Here is an 18,338-nt window from a genome sequence, read left to right on the forward strand (position 1 = left end):
CTACAAAGCTTGGAGTCAGGGCTTCAGGCTTGCAAGATCAAAGCCGCCCCGGCCACCGCCATCACCGCCCCAGCCCAAGCCCCCCAAGCGGGGTGGCGACGGTAAATCACCCACAGCAGCGGCAGCAATAAGATCGGGGTGAGCGACGAGAAAATTCCCACCAAATTGGCCTGCCCCGTTTTCAGGGCCTGAGACACCAGCGTCATGCCCAAGGCCATCGCCACCACCGCACTGGCCGCCGTATTGAACAAGGTTTTGGGGTTCAACGGGTTTTGCAGCCGTGCCACTTTGGCCCCTGCCCACAGCAGCGCCAAGTGCGCCAGAAAACTGGCCGATGTGCGCACGGCCGAAGCAGACACCGCGTCCACCCCTGCCACCATCAAAGGCTTGATCATCAAGGTCGCGGCCGAATGGCTGGCGGCGGCCAGCAACCCCAGCAAAATACCCGTCCACAAAGACCCTTGGGTGTTTTCCCAAACATGGGTTTCGCTTTCGCGGCGGCCCCACACAATCGCCACCATCACGCCCGAGACCAACAAGCTGCCGCCCACCAAAGTCCAGCCCCACAGGGTCTCCCCCAGAATCAACCAAGCCAGCATGGTCGAAAAAATGGCGTGCGTGGCAAACAGCACGCCACTGCGGCGTGGCCCCAGCCGGTTCATGCAGGCAAACAGGGCCGTATCGCCAATGAAGATACCAATCAAGCCGGACAAAGCCAGCAAGCCCACGCTCGCGCCATCGAGGCTGCGCCACTGCCCGGTGAACGCGGCCAAGGCCCACAGCAAGGTCAGGGCAAAAAACAAGCGCCAGCGGGTGAACGCAAACGCGCCCATGCGGCTTGAAGCGGCGGCAGAAAACAAACTGCCCACCGCCCAAGACAAAGCGGCCAGCGCCGCCAAAAGTTCTGCCTGCACAGCGCAGCAGGCCTTAGCTGCCCGCCAACTTCATGCGGTTGACCAAGATAGAGCCTGTGGATTTGGCACCCATGTTGTAAGCATCCGAGCCCACCGCCTCGATGCCCAGAAACATGTCTTTGAGGTTGCCCGCGATGGTGATCTCGTGCACCGGGTAGGCGATCTGGCCGTTCTCCACCCAAAAGCCGCTGGCCCCGCGTGAATAGTCGCCTGTCACGTAGTTCACGCCTTGGCCCATCAACTCCGTCACAAACAGGCCGGTGCCCAGCTTTTGGATCATGGCGTTCAGGTCGTCGCCCGCTTGGGTCAGGCGAGACGTCATGGCCAAGTTGTGCGAGCCACCCGCATTGCCGGTGGTCTTCATGCCCAACTTGCGGGCCGAATAGCTGGAGAGGAAATAGCCCTCCACCCGTCCGCCTTTGACCACTTTGCGGCGCACCGAGCGCACACCTTCGTCGTCAAAAGGCGAGCTGCCTTTGCCGCGCAGCACAAACGGGTCTTCTTCGATGTCGATGTGCTTGGGAAACACCTTTTTGCCCAAAGAGTCCAGCAAAAAGCTGCTCTTGCGGTACAACGCCCCGCCGCTCACGGCCTGCACAAAACCACCCAGCAAGCCAGCGGCCACGGGCGACTCGAACAACACGGGGCATTCGGTGGTGGCAATCTTGCGGGCCCCCAAACGCGACAAGGCGCGTTCGGCGGCATAGCGGCCCACAGCCTCGACCGAGGCCAACTCTTCGGCTGAGCGCATCGAGGTGTACCAAGCGTCGCGCTGCATCTCGGCATTGCGCCCGGGCAGCTTGGCAATCGGGGCCACCGAAACGCTGTGGCGCGAGCTGGCATAACCGCCGCGAAAACCGTGCGTGTGGGCGCTGAAGAAATGGCTTTGCTGGGCCGACACGGCAGCGCCGTCGCTGTTGGTGATGCGGCGGCTGGTTTTGAGGGCAGCGGCCTCGCATTGCAAGGCGATGCGGGCGGCTTCTTCGCTGTTGATGGACCACGGGTGAAACAAGTCCAGGTCGCGGTGGTTCGTTTCAATGTCGGCTTCGTCGGGCAAACCGGCCGTGGGGTCTTCGGCCGTGAAGCGGGCAATGTCGAAAGCTGCTTGCACCGTGCGCTCGATCGCGGCTTTGGAAAAATCCGAAGTGCTGGCATTGCCCCGGCGGTGCTTCACATAGACCGTCACACCCAGCGATTTGTCGCGGTTGCGCTCCACGTTTTCCAGCTCGCCTTTGCGCACACTGACCGACAGGCCGCAACCTTCCGACGCTTCGGCCCCCGCGTTGGTGGCCCCCAGTTTTTTGGCGTGGTGCAGGGCGATGTCGACCAACCCCTCAAAATGATCACGCGAGTAGCTGAAGCCGTCGTGGGCGTGTGCATGGGAGGCGGGGGCAGGGGCGTTTTTTTTCACGGCGCTTTTCACAGAAATATTCACGAGGAGGGTCTCGAAAAAAATGGCGGGCACCAGGCCCGCAGTGGCCGCTATGATACTTGCCACCCAGCCCCAGCGTTGCATCTGAAAACGAGTTCCCCCATTCATGTCCCGTAAACCCAAAAAAGGCTACTTCGTGCGCGGTCAATTTGTTGCCGAAGGCAGCGAGCTGGACCTGGAGTACAAGCGCGAGCTCAAAGGCGGCCTAGATGGCCCCAGCCGCACCGAACTCAAGCGTGAAAGCACCGAATTGCAAGACCTTGGCACCGATCTGCTGACTTTGCGCAAAGACCTGATGGAGGGCCTGGCCCTGCCTGACAAACTGGTGGATGGCCTGGCCGAAGCCAAGCGCATCACCAACTTTGAAGGCAAGCGCCGCCAAATGCAGTTCATTGGCAAGCAAATGCGCCTGCTCAGCCCTGAAATCTTGCAGACCGTGCGCGAGGCCCTGGACATCCAGCGCCTGGGCAGTGCCAAGGACACCCAAGCCCTGCACCTGGCCGAAGCCTGGCGCGACCGCCTGATCGCCAATGACGAGGCCGTGGGCGAATGGATCGCGCACCACCCTCAAACCGACATGCAGCAGCTGCGCGCCTTGGTGCGCCAAGCACGCAAGGACGCGGTGCCCGTGAGCAACGCAGCCGTTTCACAAGGCTTGGCCCCCCGCCAAGGCCGCGCTTACCGCGAACTGTTCAAGCTGGTGCGCAGCGTGCTCACCGGCGGCGAAAGTGACCACACCCCCGACGAGGACACCGAAGATGAGTGAATCCCAGTTTGACCCGATCAAGATCGGCATCGTGTCCATCAGCGACCGGGCCAGCACCGGTGTGTACGAAGACAAAGGCTTGCCTGCATTGCAAGACTGGTTGACCCGTGCGCTGCACAACCCCATCACGTTTGAGCCGCGCCTGATCCCCGACGTAAAAGACCGCATCAGTGCCACCCTGATCGAGTTGGTCGATGCCGGTTGCAGCTTGGTGCTGACCACCGGCGGCACCGGCCCTGCCCTGCGCGACGTGACGCCCGAAGCCACGCTGGCCGTGGCCGACAAGGAAATGCCTGGCTTTGGCGAGCAAATGCGCCAGATCAGCCTGAAATTTGTGCCCACCGCCATCCTGTCGCGCCAGGTGGCCGTGATCCGGGGCCAAAGCCTGATCATCAACCTGCCCGGGCAGCCCAAATCGATTGCCGAAACGCTGGAAGGTCTGAAAGACGCCGATGGCAAAGCCGTGGTGCACGGCATTTTTGCGGCGGTGCCTTATTGCGTGGATTTGATTGGCGGCCCGTACATGGAAACCAAGGGCGAGGTGTGCAAAGCCTTTCGCCCCAAGACCGCCATCCAGCCAGCACGCTGACGTGTTTGGGTATAATCCAAGTTTCGGCAAGAGCGACAGCAGCACCTCCGGCCCGACCAACGCCAATAGCGCAATGTCCCCATGTGGGCCGGTCACCGTTCCGCAAGGACTGCACACCAAATGTTCGCCCCACATCTTGCCATAGCAGATTGAACGCCCCAGCAGGTTGTTCGTCTGTGTCTCAACCCACGCCCGCGCCGGGATGTATTTGGCGCTGACTGGTTCCGTTTCCTTGTCTGTTTTGATGTCTTGAGGTTGTTCCATGCCCGCTCAAAAGCCGAAGAAGCCCGCCCAGGCCGCTGCCAAAGCCAAACCCGTTGCCAAGCCCGCTGTTGCAAAAAAAGCCGCCGCGCCCGTCGCCAAGGCCAAAGTGCCTGCCAAAGTGCCTGCCAAACCGGCAGCGAAACCAGCAGCCAAAGCAGTCCCCAGCAAGGTCAAAGCAACGGCGACCCCGGCAAACGCTGCCAAGCCTGTGAAGAAAGCCGTCTCCGTGCCCGCCAAGAAAACCGAATTGACCGAGAAAAAACCCATTGCCAAAGCAGCCAAAACCGCTGTCCCGGCACAAGACAACAAACCCGCGGCCAAAAAAGTTGTGACCGGTGCCAAACGAGGCCCCAAGAAAAAAGGCAGCATCGCCCCCCCCAGCCTTGAAGACGAATTGGCGGAGCTCGAAGACGAGCTCGAAGCAGAGCCGGTCGTCGAAGCCGGATCCGAGACCGCCGAAAAAGCCAAACCCCTGCGCATGAAGATCAGCAAGGCCAAAGAACGCGCCTTGATGAAAGAATTCGGCCTGGACGAAACCGTCCTGACCGAAGCCGAAATGAAGCAGCGCCGTGACCGTCTGAAAGCGCTGATCAAGCTGGGCAAAACCCGTGGCTACCTGACCAACGGCGAAATCAGCGACCACCTGCCCGACAAGCTGGTCGATGCCGAAACCTTGGAAGTGGTGATTGCCACATTGAATGACCTGGGTGTGGCGGTGTACGAGCAAACGCCCGACGCCGAAAGCCTGATCATCACCGACAATGCGCCCTCCGGCTCAACCGAAGAAGAAGCCGAGGAAGCCGCTGAAGCCGCCCTCTCCACCGTGGACAGCGAATTCGGCCGCACCACCGACCCCGTGCGCATGTACATGCGCGAGATGGGCACGGTAGAGTTGCTGACCCGTGAAGGCGAGATCGAAATCGCCAAGCGCATCGAAGGCGGTTTGATGGACATGATGGCCGCGATCAGCGCATCACCGGCCACCATCGCCGAGATCCTGCGCCTGGCCAACGAAATCCGCGAAGGAAAAATCGTCATCTCCACCGTGGTGGACGGTTTCGCCAACCTGAACGAAGCCGACGACTACGTGGCCGAAGAAGACTTCGACGAATTCGACGAAGCCGACGACGACGACGGCAAAGGCGGCTCCAAAGCCCTGACCAAGAAGCTCGAAGAACTGAAAAATCAGGCCCTGGAACGCTTTGACCGCATCACCGTTTACTTCGATAAAGTGCACAAGGCTTACCTCAAGGAAGGCTGGGGGACTCCGTCTTACATCAAGGTGCAATCAACCCTGTCCGAAGAGCTGATGACCATCCGATTCACCGCCAAGACCATCGAGAAACTCTGCGACATGGTGCGCGGTCAGGTGGACGACGTGCGCAAGAAAGAGCGCGAACTGCGCCGCATCATTGTCGACAAATGTGGCTACCCGCAAGAGCTGTTCATCGCCGAGTTCAGTGGCCGTGATAAAAACGGCAAGCGCGTGGCTTCCAATTTACTCAACCTCAAGTGGATCGAAAAACAAGCTGCTGCGGGCAAGAGCTGGAGCGCTGTCATGGGCCGCAACATCCCGCCTGTGCAGGACCTGCAACAAAAACTGATGGACTTGCAATCGCAAGTGGTGGTGCCGCTCGATGAACTGAAAGACATCAACAAGCGCATGAACGCCGGCGAGCGCTCGTCACGCGACGCCAAGAAAGAGATGATCGAGGCCAACTTGCGCCTGGTCATCTCCATCGCCAAGAAGTACACCAACCGTGGTTTGCAGTTCCTCGACTTGATCCAGGAAGGCAACATCGGCCTGATGAAGGCGGTCGACAAATTCGAATACCGCCGGGGCTACAAGTTTTCAACCTACGCCACCTGGTGGATCCGCCAGGCCATCACCCGCTCCATCGCGGACCAGGCCCGTACGATCCGCATTCCGGTGCACATGATCGAGACGATCAACAAGATGAACCGCATCTCACGCCAGCACCTGCAGGAGTTCGGCTTCGAGCCCGACGCCTCGATCCTGGCCGAAAAAATGGAGATCCCGGAAGACAAAATCCGCAAGATCATGAAGATCGCCAAGGAGCCGATCTCCATGGAGACGCCGATCGGTGACGACGACGACAGCCACTTGGGCGACTTCATCGAAGACAACACCCACACCGCCCCCATGGATGCGGCCTTACAAGCGGGTCTGCGCGACGTGGTCAAGGACATCCTGGACAGCCTGACCCCACGCGAAGCCAAAGTGCTGCGCATGCGTTTTGGCATCGAGATGTCCACCGACCACACCCTGGAAGAAGTGGGCAAGCAGTTCGACGTGACCCGCGAACGCATCCGCCAGATCGAAGCCAAGGCGCTGCGCAAGCTCAAGCACCCCAGCCGCAGCGACAAACTTCGCAGTTTCATCGACACGATGTAAAACACCCTGCCCTGCATGCGGCAAAGCCTCCCGGCTGCGAAGTCGGGGGGCTTTTTTTTGCCCATTTGGCCCTGAACACCGCTCAATAACCGTCCAACGGCCATGGACTGATCCCATTCGAAGCGGGAAAGGTCGTTTTTTCCTTTTTGTACGCTACCGAACATTAAAAATTGATCTTTTGATTAAAATAATCATCAATATCCACATAAAGTTGTAAAAATGTTAAATCCAACCAACAATCTGATGATTAAGCAATTTGATGCCGAGAAATATGACAAATTGCTTCAGTCTTTCCAACTGGTATGCCTGGAAGCAGGTCAGTTGATCTTCCGGCCCCACGAAATTATTCAATTTGTCTTTTTCCCGGTGAGCGCCATCATTGCGATGCAAATTGACATCTCGGATGGTTCGTCGGCCGACATTGTCTTGATCGGCAAAGAAGGCATGGTCGGCAGCGGCGTCATGGGCGGCAACCAGAACTTCAGCCGGGCACGTGTGAAGTTTGCGGGATTTGCCTACAAGTTGCCCTTGAGTGTTTTCCAGTCTGAGCTGGCCCTGGACAGCGCATTCCTGAAAATCTGGATGGCGACCACGCGGCAAATGATCTTGCAAATCGCCATGCCCACCGTCTGCAGCAGCAAACACAGCAATGAGCAACAGATCATTCGCTGGATCATGAACACCCTGGACAAAACCCAAGGGCAAACGCTTCAAATCACTCATCAAGAAATCGCCGACACACTGGGCATTCGGCGGGAGTCGGTCACTCTGACCGCAGGCAAATTGAGCCACGAAGGCTTGATCGAAGTCACACGGGGGCAATTGCAAATCCTGGACCGCCCCAAGCTGGAGGTCAGGGCCTGTGAATGCTATCGGGTGATGCACCCGGCCAAACAACATTGAAAAGCAAGAACCCAAGACTTCGGACCATCGGCATGTTCACCTCATTGAAAAACTCCAAACGTGCCCTGGGCATTGTCATCGTCCTCATTGCTGCCGTGGTCCTGGTGCCGGCGATGGCCAGCTTTCAGAGCATCAACGCCATCGTGAACACGCACTATGTGGTGGTCAAGTCGCCCATAGAGGGTACTTTGGACGGATTTTCGAAAATGCCCGGCCAGCCCATCGAGCAAGGGGAGGAATTGGTCAGAATCAGCAACACCCGATTCAAGGAAAGTGCCGTCAATGAGATGGAGGTGGAGCAAAAAACCCTGGCCGAAAGAAGCCTGGGCCTGCAGCAGCACCTCAAAAATCTGCAGCAGTTGCAAAAAGAGTTGCAAAACCGGGTCGCCATCCATCGCACGCACGAATTTCTCCGACTGGAAGACCAACTGGCCCAAGCCAAATCTGAGAAAAAAGCCCAGGAAAGCCTGATCCGGGAGCAGCAAATGCTGGCGCAGCGCAATGCACTTTTGGTGAAGGAAAACTTCATCTCCTCGGCCCAAAACGAGGCGGCGCAATACGCCCTGGAGGTCACGCAAAGCCGGCTCGACATTTTCCAGGCCCGCATCCGGCTGCTGGAAACCGAAAAGCAAGCGGTTCAGCGCTTTGTCTACCTTGGAGAAGGACGCAACGACGTGCCCTACACACAGCAGCGGCTCGATGACGTGCGGCTGCAAATCACAGACGTTGCAGCCCGTTTGCGCGAAAACGAGCAACGCAGCGCGGATATTCAATTGCAGATCGACAAGGAGCGGGACAACATGGCCGTATCTCGTGAGGTGTTCCTGAATGCACCCAACAAAGGGGTTTTGTGGCGCAAGTTCGGCAGCAACGGCACCGAAGTCGTGATCGGCACGGATCTGGCCCATGTGATCACCTGCGACCACCTGTTTCTCGATGTGGCCGTTCCGGAATCCTCGCTGGAATCTTTCCAAATCGGCAAACCGGTGCAGTACCGCCTGATTGGCAGCACCGCATGGCTGACAGGACACATCCAGGCTGTCACGGGCAGTGGCAACAACTTGCAAGATACGACCTTGGTCGCACAACTGCAGCCTGAAAAAAAAGACGCCCGAATATTCGTCAAGATCAATGCGGCTGACCTGGACAAACCGCAGGAAAATTTGTGCTTTGCAGGCCGCAAAGTGGATGTCAAAGTGCCCCGCGAATGGCGGCCCTCGGTCTGGCTGAGCCGGGTCAGCTCATTTCTCGTGTGACCCCGCACATGGCATACATCCCCTTGTTGCTGGTCACGGTTTTCTTTCTGCTGGTCTGGGATGCACAGCGAACCAACCTCAGGATCAGACAAATGGTGTGCCTGATACCCGTTGTGCTGTGCGTGCAATACCTGTCATGGCGTTTGTTCAGCACCGTGTGGCCCGAAAGCGACAACAGTGCATGGGCTCAGTCCTGGATATGGGGAGTTTGGGGCGTTGAAATATTGGCCTTCATCGAAGTGGCCGTCTTTTTGTTGATCATGAGCCGAACCAACACCCGAAGCCAGCAAGCCGACCAACACCAGATGCCCAGCCCCTTGCCCGAAGTGGACATCTTCATTCCCACTTACAACGAGCCATTGGACGTTCTGGAAAAAACCATCGTCGCTGCAGCCGCCGTGGACTACCCGCACAAAACAGTCTGGGTGCTGGACGACAGCAAGCGCGATTGGTTGCGCACATTTTGCGAAGAGACGGGCGTGCGTTACCTGACTCGGGCCGACAACGCACACGCCAAGGCCGGCAACATGAACCACGCATTGGCGCATGCCAAGGGCCAGTTCATTGCCGTTTTTGATGCGGACTTTGTGCCCTCCAAGAACTTCATTCGGCGCACCCTGGGCTTTTTCAGCGACCCGGCGATTGGCATTGTTCAGACGCCCCAACACTTCTACAACAAGGACCCGATCCAGACCAACCTGGGCCTGATGCAAATTTACCCAGACGAGCAGCGCTTGTTTTTTGACCAGATGGCGGCTTCACGCGACGCGTGGCAGGCCGCATTTTGCTGTGGCTCTTGCAGCATCATGCGCCGCCAAGCCGTCCATGCCATCGGTGGCATTCCCACACAAAGCATCACCGAGGATCTGCTGACCACCTTGGTCATGTTGCGCAAGGGCTACCAAACGATTTACCTCAACGAACGCCTGAGCATGGGCCTGGCTTGCGAATCGATCGAAGGCTTTTTCGTCCAGCGCGAACGCTGGTGCCGTGGGGCCATTCAGTCCCTGTTCCTGAGCGATGGCCCCTTGGGTCCCGGCATGAGCGCCATCCAAAGAATCTTGTTTTTCCCCACCAGTTGGCTCACGCAATACGCTGTCCGCCTGATGCTAATAGCAATTCCCCTGGCCTATCTGCTTTTGGGCTGGTTGCCTTTTCACTTCACGGACACAGCCGACATGGTGTTTTACCAACTGCCTGTTTTCATGTCTTTATTTCTGGCCATGCGTTGGCTGGTCGGCGGCCATTTTTCACCGCTGGTCTCCGGGCCAGTCGGCTTGTTCGCCAGTTTCAGGTTGGGCCCGACGGTGGTGGCCTCGCTCCTCAAACCCTTTGGCAAAGCCTTCAAGGTCACCCCCAAAGGCTCGGATGCCGTCCATGGTCGGCAGGTGGATTTTTTCAGTCTGGGCATGATTTTGCTGTGCATGACACTGACCTTGGTGGGCTTGCTGCTGAATGTCGTGCCGGAGCTGGCTGTGGTGCCGCACGACGAATTTTTCCCCATCGCCATCTTTTGGTCCCTGTTGAACGTGGTCACGCTGGGACTGGCGGCTTTGCTCTGTTTTGAAGGCCCTCGCATGAGAAAGGAAGAGCGTTTTTTGATAACTGAATCGGCCACCGCCCACGATGGCGAATTCAACATCCCCGTTGAGATCATCGATGCCAGCGTCGATGGGTGCAAATTGGCCTTGCCACAAACAGGCCATGGGATTTTCAAAAAAGGGATGTCCAGCCTGACGGTGCAAGGCGTTGGACGCGTGATGCTCCAACCCGTGCGGCAAGACCAAGGCCATCTGGCAGCCACTTTTGCGTACAGCAGCAAGGCACAGCGCCACGCCATGATTTGCAAACTTTTTTCAGGGCGCTACACCACGGTGCCTCTTACAAGCCATTCAACCCGACAGTTAATTTCGTCTTTATGGGAGAAAACGTTCCATGGCTAAACACCCTTTGCAAACCCTGTGGTTCATCCATAACAGACGTCGACGTGCGGCCCAGACCCTGGCCTTCATCGTCTTCGCATGCGCCGCACAGGCTTTTGCCCAGACCCCAACCCATCCCCAACTCCCACCGGTGTGGATTGGCTTTGATGATGCCTATGGCCTAAAAACCAACACCTCAGCCATGGCCATCGAATGGGGAATCCAGGCCGCCATGGAGGAAATCAACAACAACGGCGGCGTGCTCAACGGTCGACCCCTGAAACTCATGACCACCGACAACAAAGGAGTTGCCGCCCGAGGCAAAGACAATTTTGTGCAACTGGCTGGCACCAAAGATTTGGTGGCTGTATTGACAGGCAAATTCAGTCCCATCAGTGTAGAGATGCTGCCCGAGGCGCACCGACTGCAGGTCCCCATGATCAGCGTCTGGGGATCGGCTGACCCCATCACAGACCACGACTACAAACCGTCCTACTCGTTTCGTGTTTCACTCAAGGACGAGTGGGGTGTTGATGCAATGATAAAACGCCTGTCCTCCAAATACAAGGTTAGGCAAGCTTGCGCCATATTGCCCAACACGGCTTGGGGTCGTTCTGCAGAAAAAGTGATCCAGGAAAAGTCCGGTTCAAGAACCGTGCGATTTCCAGTGGTGCGTTGGTACAACTGGGGAGACTCATCGCTGAAGGAACACTACCGGGCCTGCCTGGAATCACGCACCCAAGGCCTGCTGTTTGTTGGCAATGAAAAGGAAGGTGCCATGTTGGTCAAAGAAATCGCGGCACAGGACTCGCTCATGCGCATGCCCGTGGTGGCGCATTGGGGTGCTGTGGGCGGAACCTTGCACGAGTTGGTCAATGAAGAACTGTCCATGGTGCGCATCGATTTCATCCAGACCTTCTCTTTCATCAACAACAAGCGCCCTCGTGCCAAATACCTTGCCGATTGGATATTGAAAAACAAAGGCCTGAAAGGCACGCACGAGATTCCCAGTCCCGTTGGCGCAGCTCATGCTTATGACACGGTCCATCTTCTGGCCAAGGCCATTGACACAGCGAAAACCACATCGCCCCCAAAAATCAGGGATACCCTGGAAAAATTGCCCGCATTCAATGGCGCCGTCAAGCATTACACCCAACCGTTCACAAATCACCGACATGATGCCTTGGACAAATCGCAAGTCCTTTTTGTCAAATTGACACCCTCCGGTCACTTGATCCCGCAAGACTGACATGGATCGATTGAAATCGATCAAAGCCCAGATCAGCCATGATGTTTTCAGGCTGTTTGGCGCCTACGCCCTGGGCGTTACATCGCTGTGCATGCTCTTGGCCCTCTATGGTATTTTTTTCTACCAGCAAGAAGAGTTCAAACATTACAAGGCGCTGATCGCCACACGGCTAAGCTCCGAAATCAGCAATTCCTTCCGCCAAGCCAATGATTTGGCCCTTTCGACAGAGGTCTGGACCGGACTGACGGACTCGGAAGGACGGGGATCGTATCTCCTGCCACTTCTGGAGAAATCCAATCAGAGCAAAATTTACAAATTTGAACTGCTGGATTATTTGGGCCGATTTTTCATCCAGAGCGGCAGTTCAGCGAGTTTGCTTCCAGATGTCCCGGACAACATCCAAAAAACAATCGAGGACAACCAGCTCCACCTGGATCTGATCACCATCGAACAATCAGTGTATCTGTCAGTCAGCGTTCCTGTAAAGGCCAGCTTCACAGACAGCACCATCGGCATCGTTTGGCTTCAACTTGATCTGAGCAAGGTCATCGCCACACTGAATTTTCCTGCTGACCTGATGATCAATTACAGCCTGACCCCATTTGTGGACTCTGCATCGAATCTTTCCAAACACAGTGAAGTATTCAAATTTGAATGGGACGATGCTGGAAAAAACCACACCATTCATATTCAACTCCAACACAGCTATTTTTCGGCCTTTCTGTTTGTCATGACGGGTTTGGCGGTTTCATTGGTATCCGGTGGCTTGCTGTTCCTGGGGCTCAAACGCTGGACTCGGATTTTTTCGGAAAACACCACACGCCGATTAGATGACCTTGTGCAACTGGCATCCGATACGGTTGAAGGACGCGGCGATGATTCGCTGATTGACAACACTGGAGATGAACTGGCCCAGGTATCGAACGCCTTGCACAGCATGCTTCAAAAGCAAAGACTTGCTGCACAAAAACAAGCGATTTTCTCCAGGGTGTTCGAGACAGCGGCCGAAGCCATCTTGATCACGAACAAGCAAGGACTGGTGGTCGATGTGAATGCTGCATTGACAGACATGACCGGTTACACCAAAGACGAGTTGATTAACCAACCTGCCGGGCGGCTTTACATCCAGGACGAGAAAGGCGTTGATTTTCCGATCATTGCCGAAAGCGTCCGCAAGCACGGCGGCTGGCGAGGCGAAACCTATTTTTTGAGCAAGCAACATACCCAGCTGCCCGTGCTGCTCTCGGTGTCAACTTTGCTGGATGCCGATGGCATGAGCCAAGGCCATGTTTCTGTTTTTGCGGATATCCGGGCGATTCGTGAAGCGGAAAAAAAGCTCCAGGATCTTCTCCACGAAGACCAACTGACAGGTTTACCCAACTACCGAGGATTTCTGAAATATATCCAGGAAAAAGTTAATGGCTCCCAATTTGCCATGTTGTTCATAGACCTGGACAACTTCAAAAACATCAATGACACCTTTGGTCACGACCAAGGCGATGAAGTGATTCGGCAAATCGCACAACACCTCAATGCCACATTACCTGCTGGCAATTTTTTATGTCGCCGCTCGGGCGATGAGTTCATTGCTGTATTGGACATCGATGAACCGATCGCTGCTTTTCAAGCCAAGTTAAAACTGATGTTCAAACCCGCTGTTTTCAGTGTCAATCACATGGGGAAAGTTCAGATCACGGCCACTTTCAGTGCAGGGGCGGCCTTGTATCCTGATCACACACAATCGATCCATGAACTGCTCATTTACGCAGATACAGCACTGCTGAGCGCAAAGGAGTCCGGTCGCAATCAGATTCAATGGCTCAATGCCCAGATGATGGCGGCCTCCATGCGAAAAACCAAAGTCGACAGCAAGTTGGCCGTGGCCATTCGTGAAGGTCGAATCTTCCCGCATTACCAACCCGAAGTGGATCTCTTGACCGGAAAAATCATCGGGTTTGAGGCATTGGCCCGTTGGCACGACGAAGAACTCGGCATGGTCAGCCCCGCCGAATTCATCCCTTTGGCCGAGCAATCAGGGGCCATTGACCCCTTGACAGAGCATTTATTCACCCAAGTGGTCCAAGACAGCCAAGCGATTCGCGCCCACTTTCCCAACGCAAGCATCGCCTTGAATTCGTCACCCCAGTTGCTGTCTGGCACGCGTCTTTTGACCATGCTTTCGCGCCTGGCGTCTGAGCTTGAAAATGGCTTGGATGGCTTTGTGCTGGAAATCACCGAAACGGATTTCGCCTTGAGCCCACAAGAGCTGGCCAGCCAACTCCAGGCCATCATGGGCCTGGGCGTGCGAATCGCGATCGATGATTTCGGCAAGTCCTACTCCTCCCTTTTCCGACTGGCGAGTATGCCCATTCAGAAATTGAAAATTGACATGTCTTTTACTGCAGGCATGGAGCGCGAAGAAAACATCAAAATCATTTCAGGAATTCTGGCGTTGGCGCAATCACTGCATCTGGAGGTGACTGCTGAAGGCGTGGAAACGCGATTCCAGCAAGACATACTGATCAGTCTCGGTTGCCAGCAAGCACAGGGTTACTTTTTTTCCAAGCCTCTGAAACTGCAGGACTTGCTCGCACTGCCCACCCATTTGGCACCGGCGAAAGTCGCGTGACACCCGCCTTTTATTGGTGAGTGCAACATCCTTTCTGTAATTTTCCGGAGCATTGAACTTGGCGGTTTTTGGTTCTGGGAATTTTTCAATAGGCCCCTGCCAGGCCGCCGGAGGCTCCCCTGCAAGACTCACGACAGAAAGAAATATCATGTCCCAACGATCCAATTCTGAAGAAGCACCCAACCCCCTGCATGAAGCCTATGCATGCCTACTCTCCAATGGCCTGGACGGCGCAGGCGAAGCCCTGCGAATTTTGGTTAACGAAGCCTCGCGCATCGAACGCGCCCAACATCTGCAGGCCATACCCTACGAGCGCAGCGCCCAGCGTGTCGGCCAAGCCAACGGCTACAAGCCCAAGACAATGCTCACGCGTCTGGGAGAAATCACCTTTGAGGTGCCCCAGGACTCAGGCGACAACTACCTTGACACGCGCGGATGAGTTCCAGGGCACGCTGGCGGATTACAAAATGAGAAGCTCCATGAGCCGCAAGGGAAACTGCTGGGACAACGCACCCACGGAGAGTCTGTGGGGTCGACTCAAAGTGGCAGGCTGTACGGGCAAAGGTTTGCAACCCGCAGGCAGGCGATGGATGAGGTGATTGACTGGCTGACGTTCTACAACCACCGGCGGTTACACTCCACGTTGGGCTACGTCAGTCCGATGCAGTTTGAAAAACGCTGGGACGCGGCACAGCAATTGAAGGCCGCATAATGAAGTTGCTAAGCGGTACGTCAAACAGGGGCAGGTTCAGGCCTCCTTTGAAGCGACTGCAGTCAAGCCATCGGCTTTGCAATGTTCTGATCAGTTCAGGAATTGCTCCACCCTGGCATTGAACTTTTGAGGATTCTCCATGAACATGAAATGGGAGCCACCCTCGTTCGCTTCAAAGATTTCATGCTGACCATTCGGTATCTGTTCTGCTTGCCAGACCACGCATGTCCATGGAACGAAGCTTGCCCTGCCACCGATGCAAAGGGCCGGGACCGTGATCCGTGCCATCACATCACGCCAGTCGTTGTGCACATGATCGATGACCAGTTGGGCTGCCTTGTCACGCGGAAATTTGAAATTGAGCGCGATTGATTTCTGGACAATGTCCTTCGGGCATTCGGGGGTGAACATGCCCGAGACAAAGCCGGTCGTCACTGAGCCATCTGCATCGGCAGCGAGCGCCACAGCGGTACTGAAGGCGGCCTCGGGCGTAAAAATAGCCCCGGCCTGAACCAATCCCTCTGGCGACAGTGTTGGGTTGTTGGAGAGGTAGGCAGGCTCATCGACAAAGACGAATTTCGAGACCCGACTGGCACCGTAGAGATCGTAAAGTCCCCAAAGCACTGAACAGCCCATCGAATGCCCCATCAGGATGGCGTTTTGCAGATCAAGACCTTCGATGAATTCTTTGACATCCTTCGAAAGGCGATAAATCCGATAGCCATGTCCCGGTTTTTCGGATTCGCCGTGGCCACGCATATCCAGCGCCAAGACGCGATATTTTTTTGAAAAATGGTTGATCTGGTGATGCCATTGATCCGCCGTTTGCGACCAGCCCGGGATCATGACAAAGGGCTGGCCTTTGCCGGCCTCCAAGTAACTGAGCTTTACCCCGTCGCTGGTGGTGAAGGTCTTTCTGACTGCATCGATATCAAACATGATGTTCTCCTTTGCTTTGAGCTTGGCTGAGTTCGTTTTGATCCACACCCCTTTTGGGCTCAGGTCGCGCTGAAGGGGCCTCTCAAGCACGCCTGCGTCATTCTAGGGGCAAATTGGTCACCCCTCTTTCACGCGAAATGAGCACACCTGGCAGTCAAAGTGGGCAGCGAAGGTGTTTTTTTGCTGATCGGGGTCAGTGTGTCGCCGCCCCCTTTGATTTCAAACTGAGTCCTTATATTAAAAAGGATTGTCCCCCAGTGCAAGACCTTCTCGACGTGGATCCGCACCGCCCCACAAGGTCTGTGCTCCGGTCGTTGCAGACGGGGCACGAATGATGGTGGATACGCCGCTGGACTGCGCCGCAAAAGACACGGTGTGGCCTAACGAGCGCAATCCAACCAACAAAGGATCGTTCAAGCCGCTGTTTGAAACGTCAATGGAAGGATGCTCACCGCCAACACCAGTCGTCACGCTGTTTGCCGCACCAAAATTGACCATCGAAGTTGCTTGCTGCGCGTCGAGCTTCCAGTCCAGGGCGCTGACCAATGTTTTAACAACAAACTGAATAATGGTTGCGCCACCGGGTGAGCCTGTTGCCATGACAAAATCTCCGCGACCGCCTTCTAAGTTCTTGCTGAACACCAAAGTCGGTGCCATTGAACTGCGCGGTCTTTTCAGTGGCGCAATTCGATTCGCAATCAAACCTGAAGAATCTGAAGGGTCAGGTGAAAAATCCGTGAGCTGATTGTTCAGAAGAAATCCGCGTGTGAAACGAAATGACCCCATTCCAGACTCAATGGTCGTTGTCATGACGAGTGCATTACCGTATTTGTCAACAATGGACATGTGGGTAGTTCCCTTTCCCTCGGTAGCGCTGCTGCCAGAGGCCGGAGCTGTCGGAAAGACACCGGGCAATGCCGTTCCCATACTTTTGGTCGTTGAAATCAAACCCGCTCTTGCTTTCAGATAGTCTTTGGCAACCATCGAACTCACGCCATTGCCTGGGAGAGGGACAAAATCGGTGTCCGCAACATACTTGTTGCGATCTGCATAAGCCAGCCTTTGCGATTCACTGATCAAATGAACGGCAGCAATGGACGGCTTGCCGCCATCCGAATTGACCAAGGTTGGCAAATATTGGCCAGCGGATAAATCAAAATTTTCCAAAATGCCCAGTGACTGCGCTACGGCGATACCGCCGGAAGAAGGTGGCGCCATGCCACAAACCCAATAATTGCGGTAAGTGGTGCAAACAGGTTCTCTCTTGATGGCGCGGTAATTGGCCAGGTCACTCAACTCGGTTAAACCCGGCGTGATGGCAACTGGATTTGCCCCCCCGGAACTTGTAACCTTAATTTTGTCAACAATGGATTGCGCGATGGGGCCGGTATAAAAAGCATTGGCACCGCCCTTTGCAATTGAACCCAGGGTTTGCGCATACTCGGGGTTTTTGATGAGTGTGCCAAGTGCCTTGGGAGTGGAATCCGCATTTAAAAAGTAAGCCGCGGCCTCTGGATCACGAAGCAGATCGTTTTTGGCACCTGCAATGGCATCGGCCATGCGCCCACTGATGCCAAAACCATTGGTGGCCAATTGAATCGCAGGATCAAAAAGCGTGCCCCATGACTTTTGCCCATGATCTTGGTGCAAAAGTTCCAACATCTTGACGGCACCGGGTGTGCCAATGGATCGACCACTTGCGCGAATGCTTGCAAAGGCGCTGCCTAAATTGGGCAATGGGGTGGTTTGGTTGCTGGCACTGATGTGTCGCAAGTAGTTTTCTGTCGCGGCTGCGGGGGCTGTTTCACGACCATCGTAGGAAAAAACCTGCTTGCTGTTTGCATTGTAATAAAGCGCAAAAGCACCGCCACCCAAACCCGACGATTGTGGCTCGACCAGGCCAAGAACCATTTGAATCGCCACTGCGGCATCTGCAGCAGTACCGCCTGCACTGAGAACCTCGCAACCGGCTTGCGTTGCGCGGGGATTGGCCGTCACAGCCATGTAACTTGTGCTGTTTACAACCTTGTTGCCAAGCTTGTAGCCTGATGATTTTTCAGGAATTGACGGGTCTCCAGGCAAACCGGAACCCACGGAAACTCCGCCAGTAGTGGTGCCCTGTAAACATGCTTTCAATTCAGCATTACCGCCAAAGGCCGACAAAAACAAAGCTGAAGCGCTGAGCAAAATGACAGATTGCAATCGGCGAAACCTGCTTGCCCTCGGATTTTTCATGGGTGCCCTTTTGAGGCTGTTGGTGTTTGAAACATTGACAACCCAATATACGCCTCACAGCCGATATATGTCAACAAAGGTGCACACTTTCAGTAGTGTCCGGTTAAACCGG

At 55.6% G+C, this 18,338-nt stretch carries 12 protein-coding genes and 3 pseudogenes; 11 read left to right on the top strand and 4 right to left on the bottom strand.

Translation table 11 applies throughout. The features are described 5' to 3' along the window. Positions 1-23: 23 nt before the first annotated feature. Positions 24-914 (bottom strand): DMT family transporter, encoded by an 891-nt coding sequence (locus tag HEQ17_RS08180; protein ID WP_296292278.1) that lies wholly within the window; start codon positions 912-914, stop codon positions 24-26. 13 nt (positions 915-927) lie between these two features. Next, on the bottom strand, positions 928-2,430 hold the full coding sequence (gene pmbA / locus HEQ17_RS08185; RefSeq protein ID WP_296293702.1) for a metalloprotease PmbA: 1,503 nt from the start codon (positions 2,428-2,430) through the stop codon (positions 928-930). A 22-nt stretch (positions 2,431-2,452) separates the two neighbouring features. On the opposite strand from pmbA, the gene yjgA reads away from it, so the two are divergent. The 11 genes and pseudogenes from yjgA to HEQ17_RS08235 all read left to right on the top strand — a co-directional run. Further along, on the top strand, positions 2,453-3,112 hold the full coding sequence (gene yjgA, locus HEQ17_RS08190) for a ribosome biogenesis factor YjgA (RefSeq protein WP_296292279.1): 660 nt from the start codon (positions 2,453-2,455) through the stop codon (positions 3,110-3,112). Further along, the gene (gene mog, locus HEQ17_RS08195) at positions 3,105-3,701 is read left to right on the top strand and encodes a molybdopterin adenylyltransferase (RefSeq protein ID WP_296292280.1); all 597 of its coding nucleotides are present in this window, start codon (positions 3,105-3,107) and stop codon (positions 3,699-3,701) included. Before yjgA ends, mog begins: the two co-directional genes overlap by 8 nt. A gap of 262 nt (positions 3,702-3,963) precedes the next feature. Next, positions 3,964-6,381 (top strand): RNA polymerase sigma factor RpoD, encoded by a 2,418-nt coding sequence (gene rpoD, locus HEQ17_RS08200; protein ID WP_296292281.1) that lies wholly within the window; start codon positions 3,964-3,966, stop codon positions 6,379-6,381. A gap of 384 nt (positions 6,382-6,765) precedes the next feature. Then, the gene (locus tag HEQ17_RS08205; RefSeq protein ID WP_296292282.1) at positions 6,766-7,284 is read left to right on the top strand and encodes a Crp/Fnr family transcriptional regulator; all 519 of its coding nucleotides are present in this window, start codon (positions 6,766-6,768) and stop codon (positions 7,282-7,284) included. 763 nt (positions 7,285-8,047) lie between these two features. Further along, positions 8,048-8,101: pseudogene (locus HEQ17_RS16010) on the top strand (hypothetical protein); the annotation flags it as partial. Then, positions 8,085-8,540, top strand: a complete 456-nt coding sequence (locus HEQ17_RS16015; RefSeq protein WP_366938059.1) for an HlyD family efflux transporter periplasmic adaptor subunit — start codon at positions 8,085-8,087, stop codon at positions 8,538-8,540. The pseudogene HEQ17_RS16010 and the gene HEQ17_RS16015, both read left to right, overlap by 17 nt. 8 nt (positions 8,541-8,548) lie before the next feature. After that, complete coding sequence (locus tag HEQ17_RS08215; protein WP_296292284.1) at positions 8,549-10,483, top strand: glycosyltransferase; 1,935 nt, start codon at positions 8,549-8,551, stop codon at positions 10,481-10,483. After that, positions 10,476-11,711 carry an ABC transporter substrate-binding protein gene (locus HEQ17_RS08220; protein ID WP_296292285.1) on the top strand — a complete coding sequence of 412 codons (1,236 nt, stop codon included), beginning with the start codon at positions 10,476-10,478 and terminating at the stop codon, positions 11,709-11,711. Before HEQ17_RS08215 ends, HEQ17_RS08220 begins: the two co-directional genes overlap by 8 nt. Before the next feature lies 1 nt (position 11,712). Next, positions 11,713-14,340, top strand: coding sequence for an EAL domain-containing protein (locus HEQ17_RS08225; protein WP_296292286.1), 2,628 nt, complete (start codon positions 11,713-11,715; stop codon positions 14,338-14,340). A 148-nt stretch (positions 14,341-14,488) separates the two neighbouring features. Next, a pseudogene (locus HEQ17_RS08230) lies at positions 14,489-14,743 on the top strand (transposase); the annotation flags it as partial. Positions 14,744-14,780: 37 nt separating this feature from the next. Further along, positions 14,781-15,052, top strand: a pseudogene (locus HEQ17_RS08235) (integrase core domain-containing protein); the annotation flags it as partial. A gap of 90 nt (positions 15,053-15,142) precedes the next feature. Here the strand turns inward: HEQ17_RS08235 and HEQ17_RS08240 are convergent. Further along, positions 15,143-15,991, bottom strand: coding sequence for an alpha/beta hydrolase (locus tag HEQ17_RS08240; RefSeq protein ID WP_296292287.1), 849 nt, complete (start codon positions 15,989-15,991; stop codon positions 15,143-15,145). Positions 15,992-16,228: 237 nt separating this feature from the next. Further along, complete coding sequence (locus HEQ17_RS08245; protein ID WP_296292288.1) at positions 16,229-18,226, bottom strand: gamma-glutamyltransferase family protein; 1,998 nt, start codon at positions 18,224-18,226, stop codon at positions 16,229-16,231. Positions 18,227-18,338 lie beyond the last annotated feature (112 nt).

Origin of the sequence: Limnohabitans sp. (genome assembly GCF_023910625.1) — a bacterium.
GTDB lineage: Bacteria > Pseudomonadota > Gammaproteobacteria > Burkholderiales > Burkholderiaceae_C > Limnohabitans_A.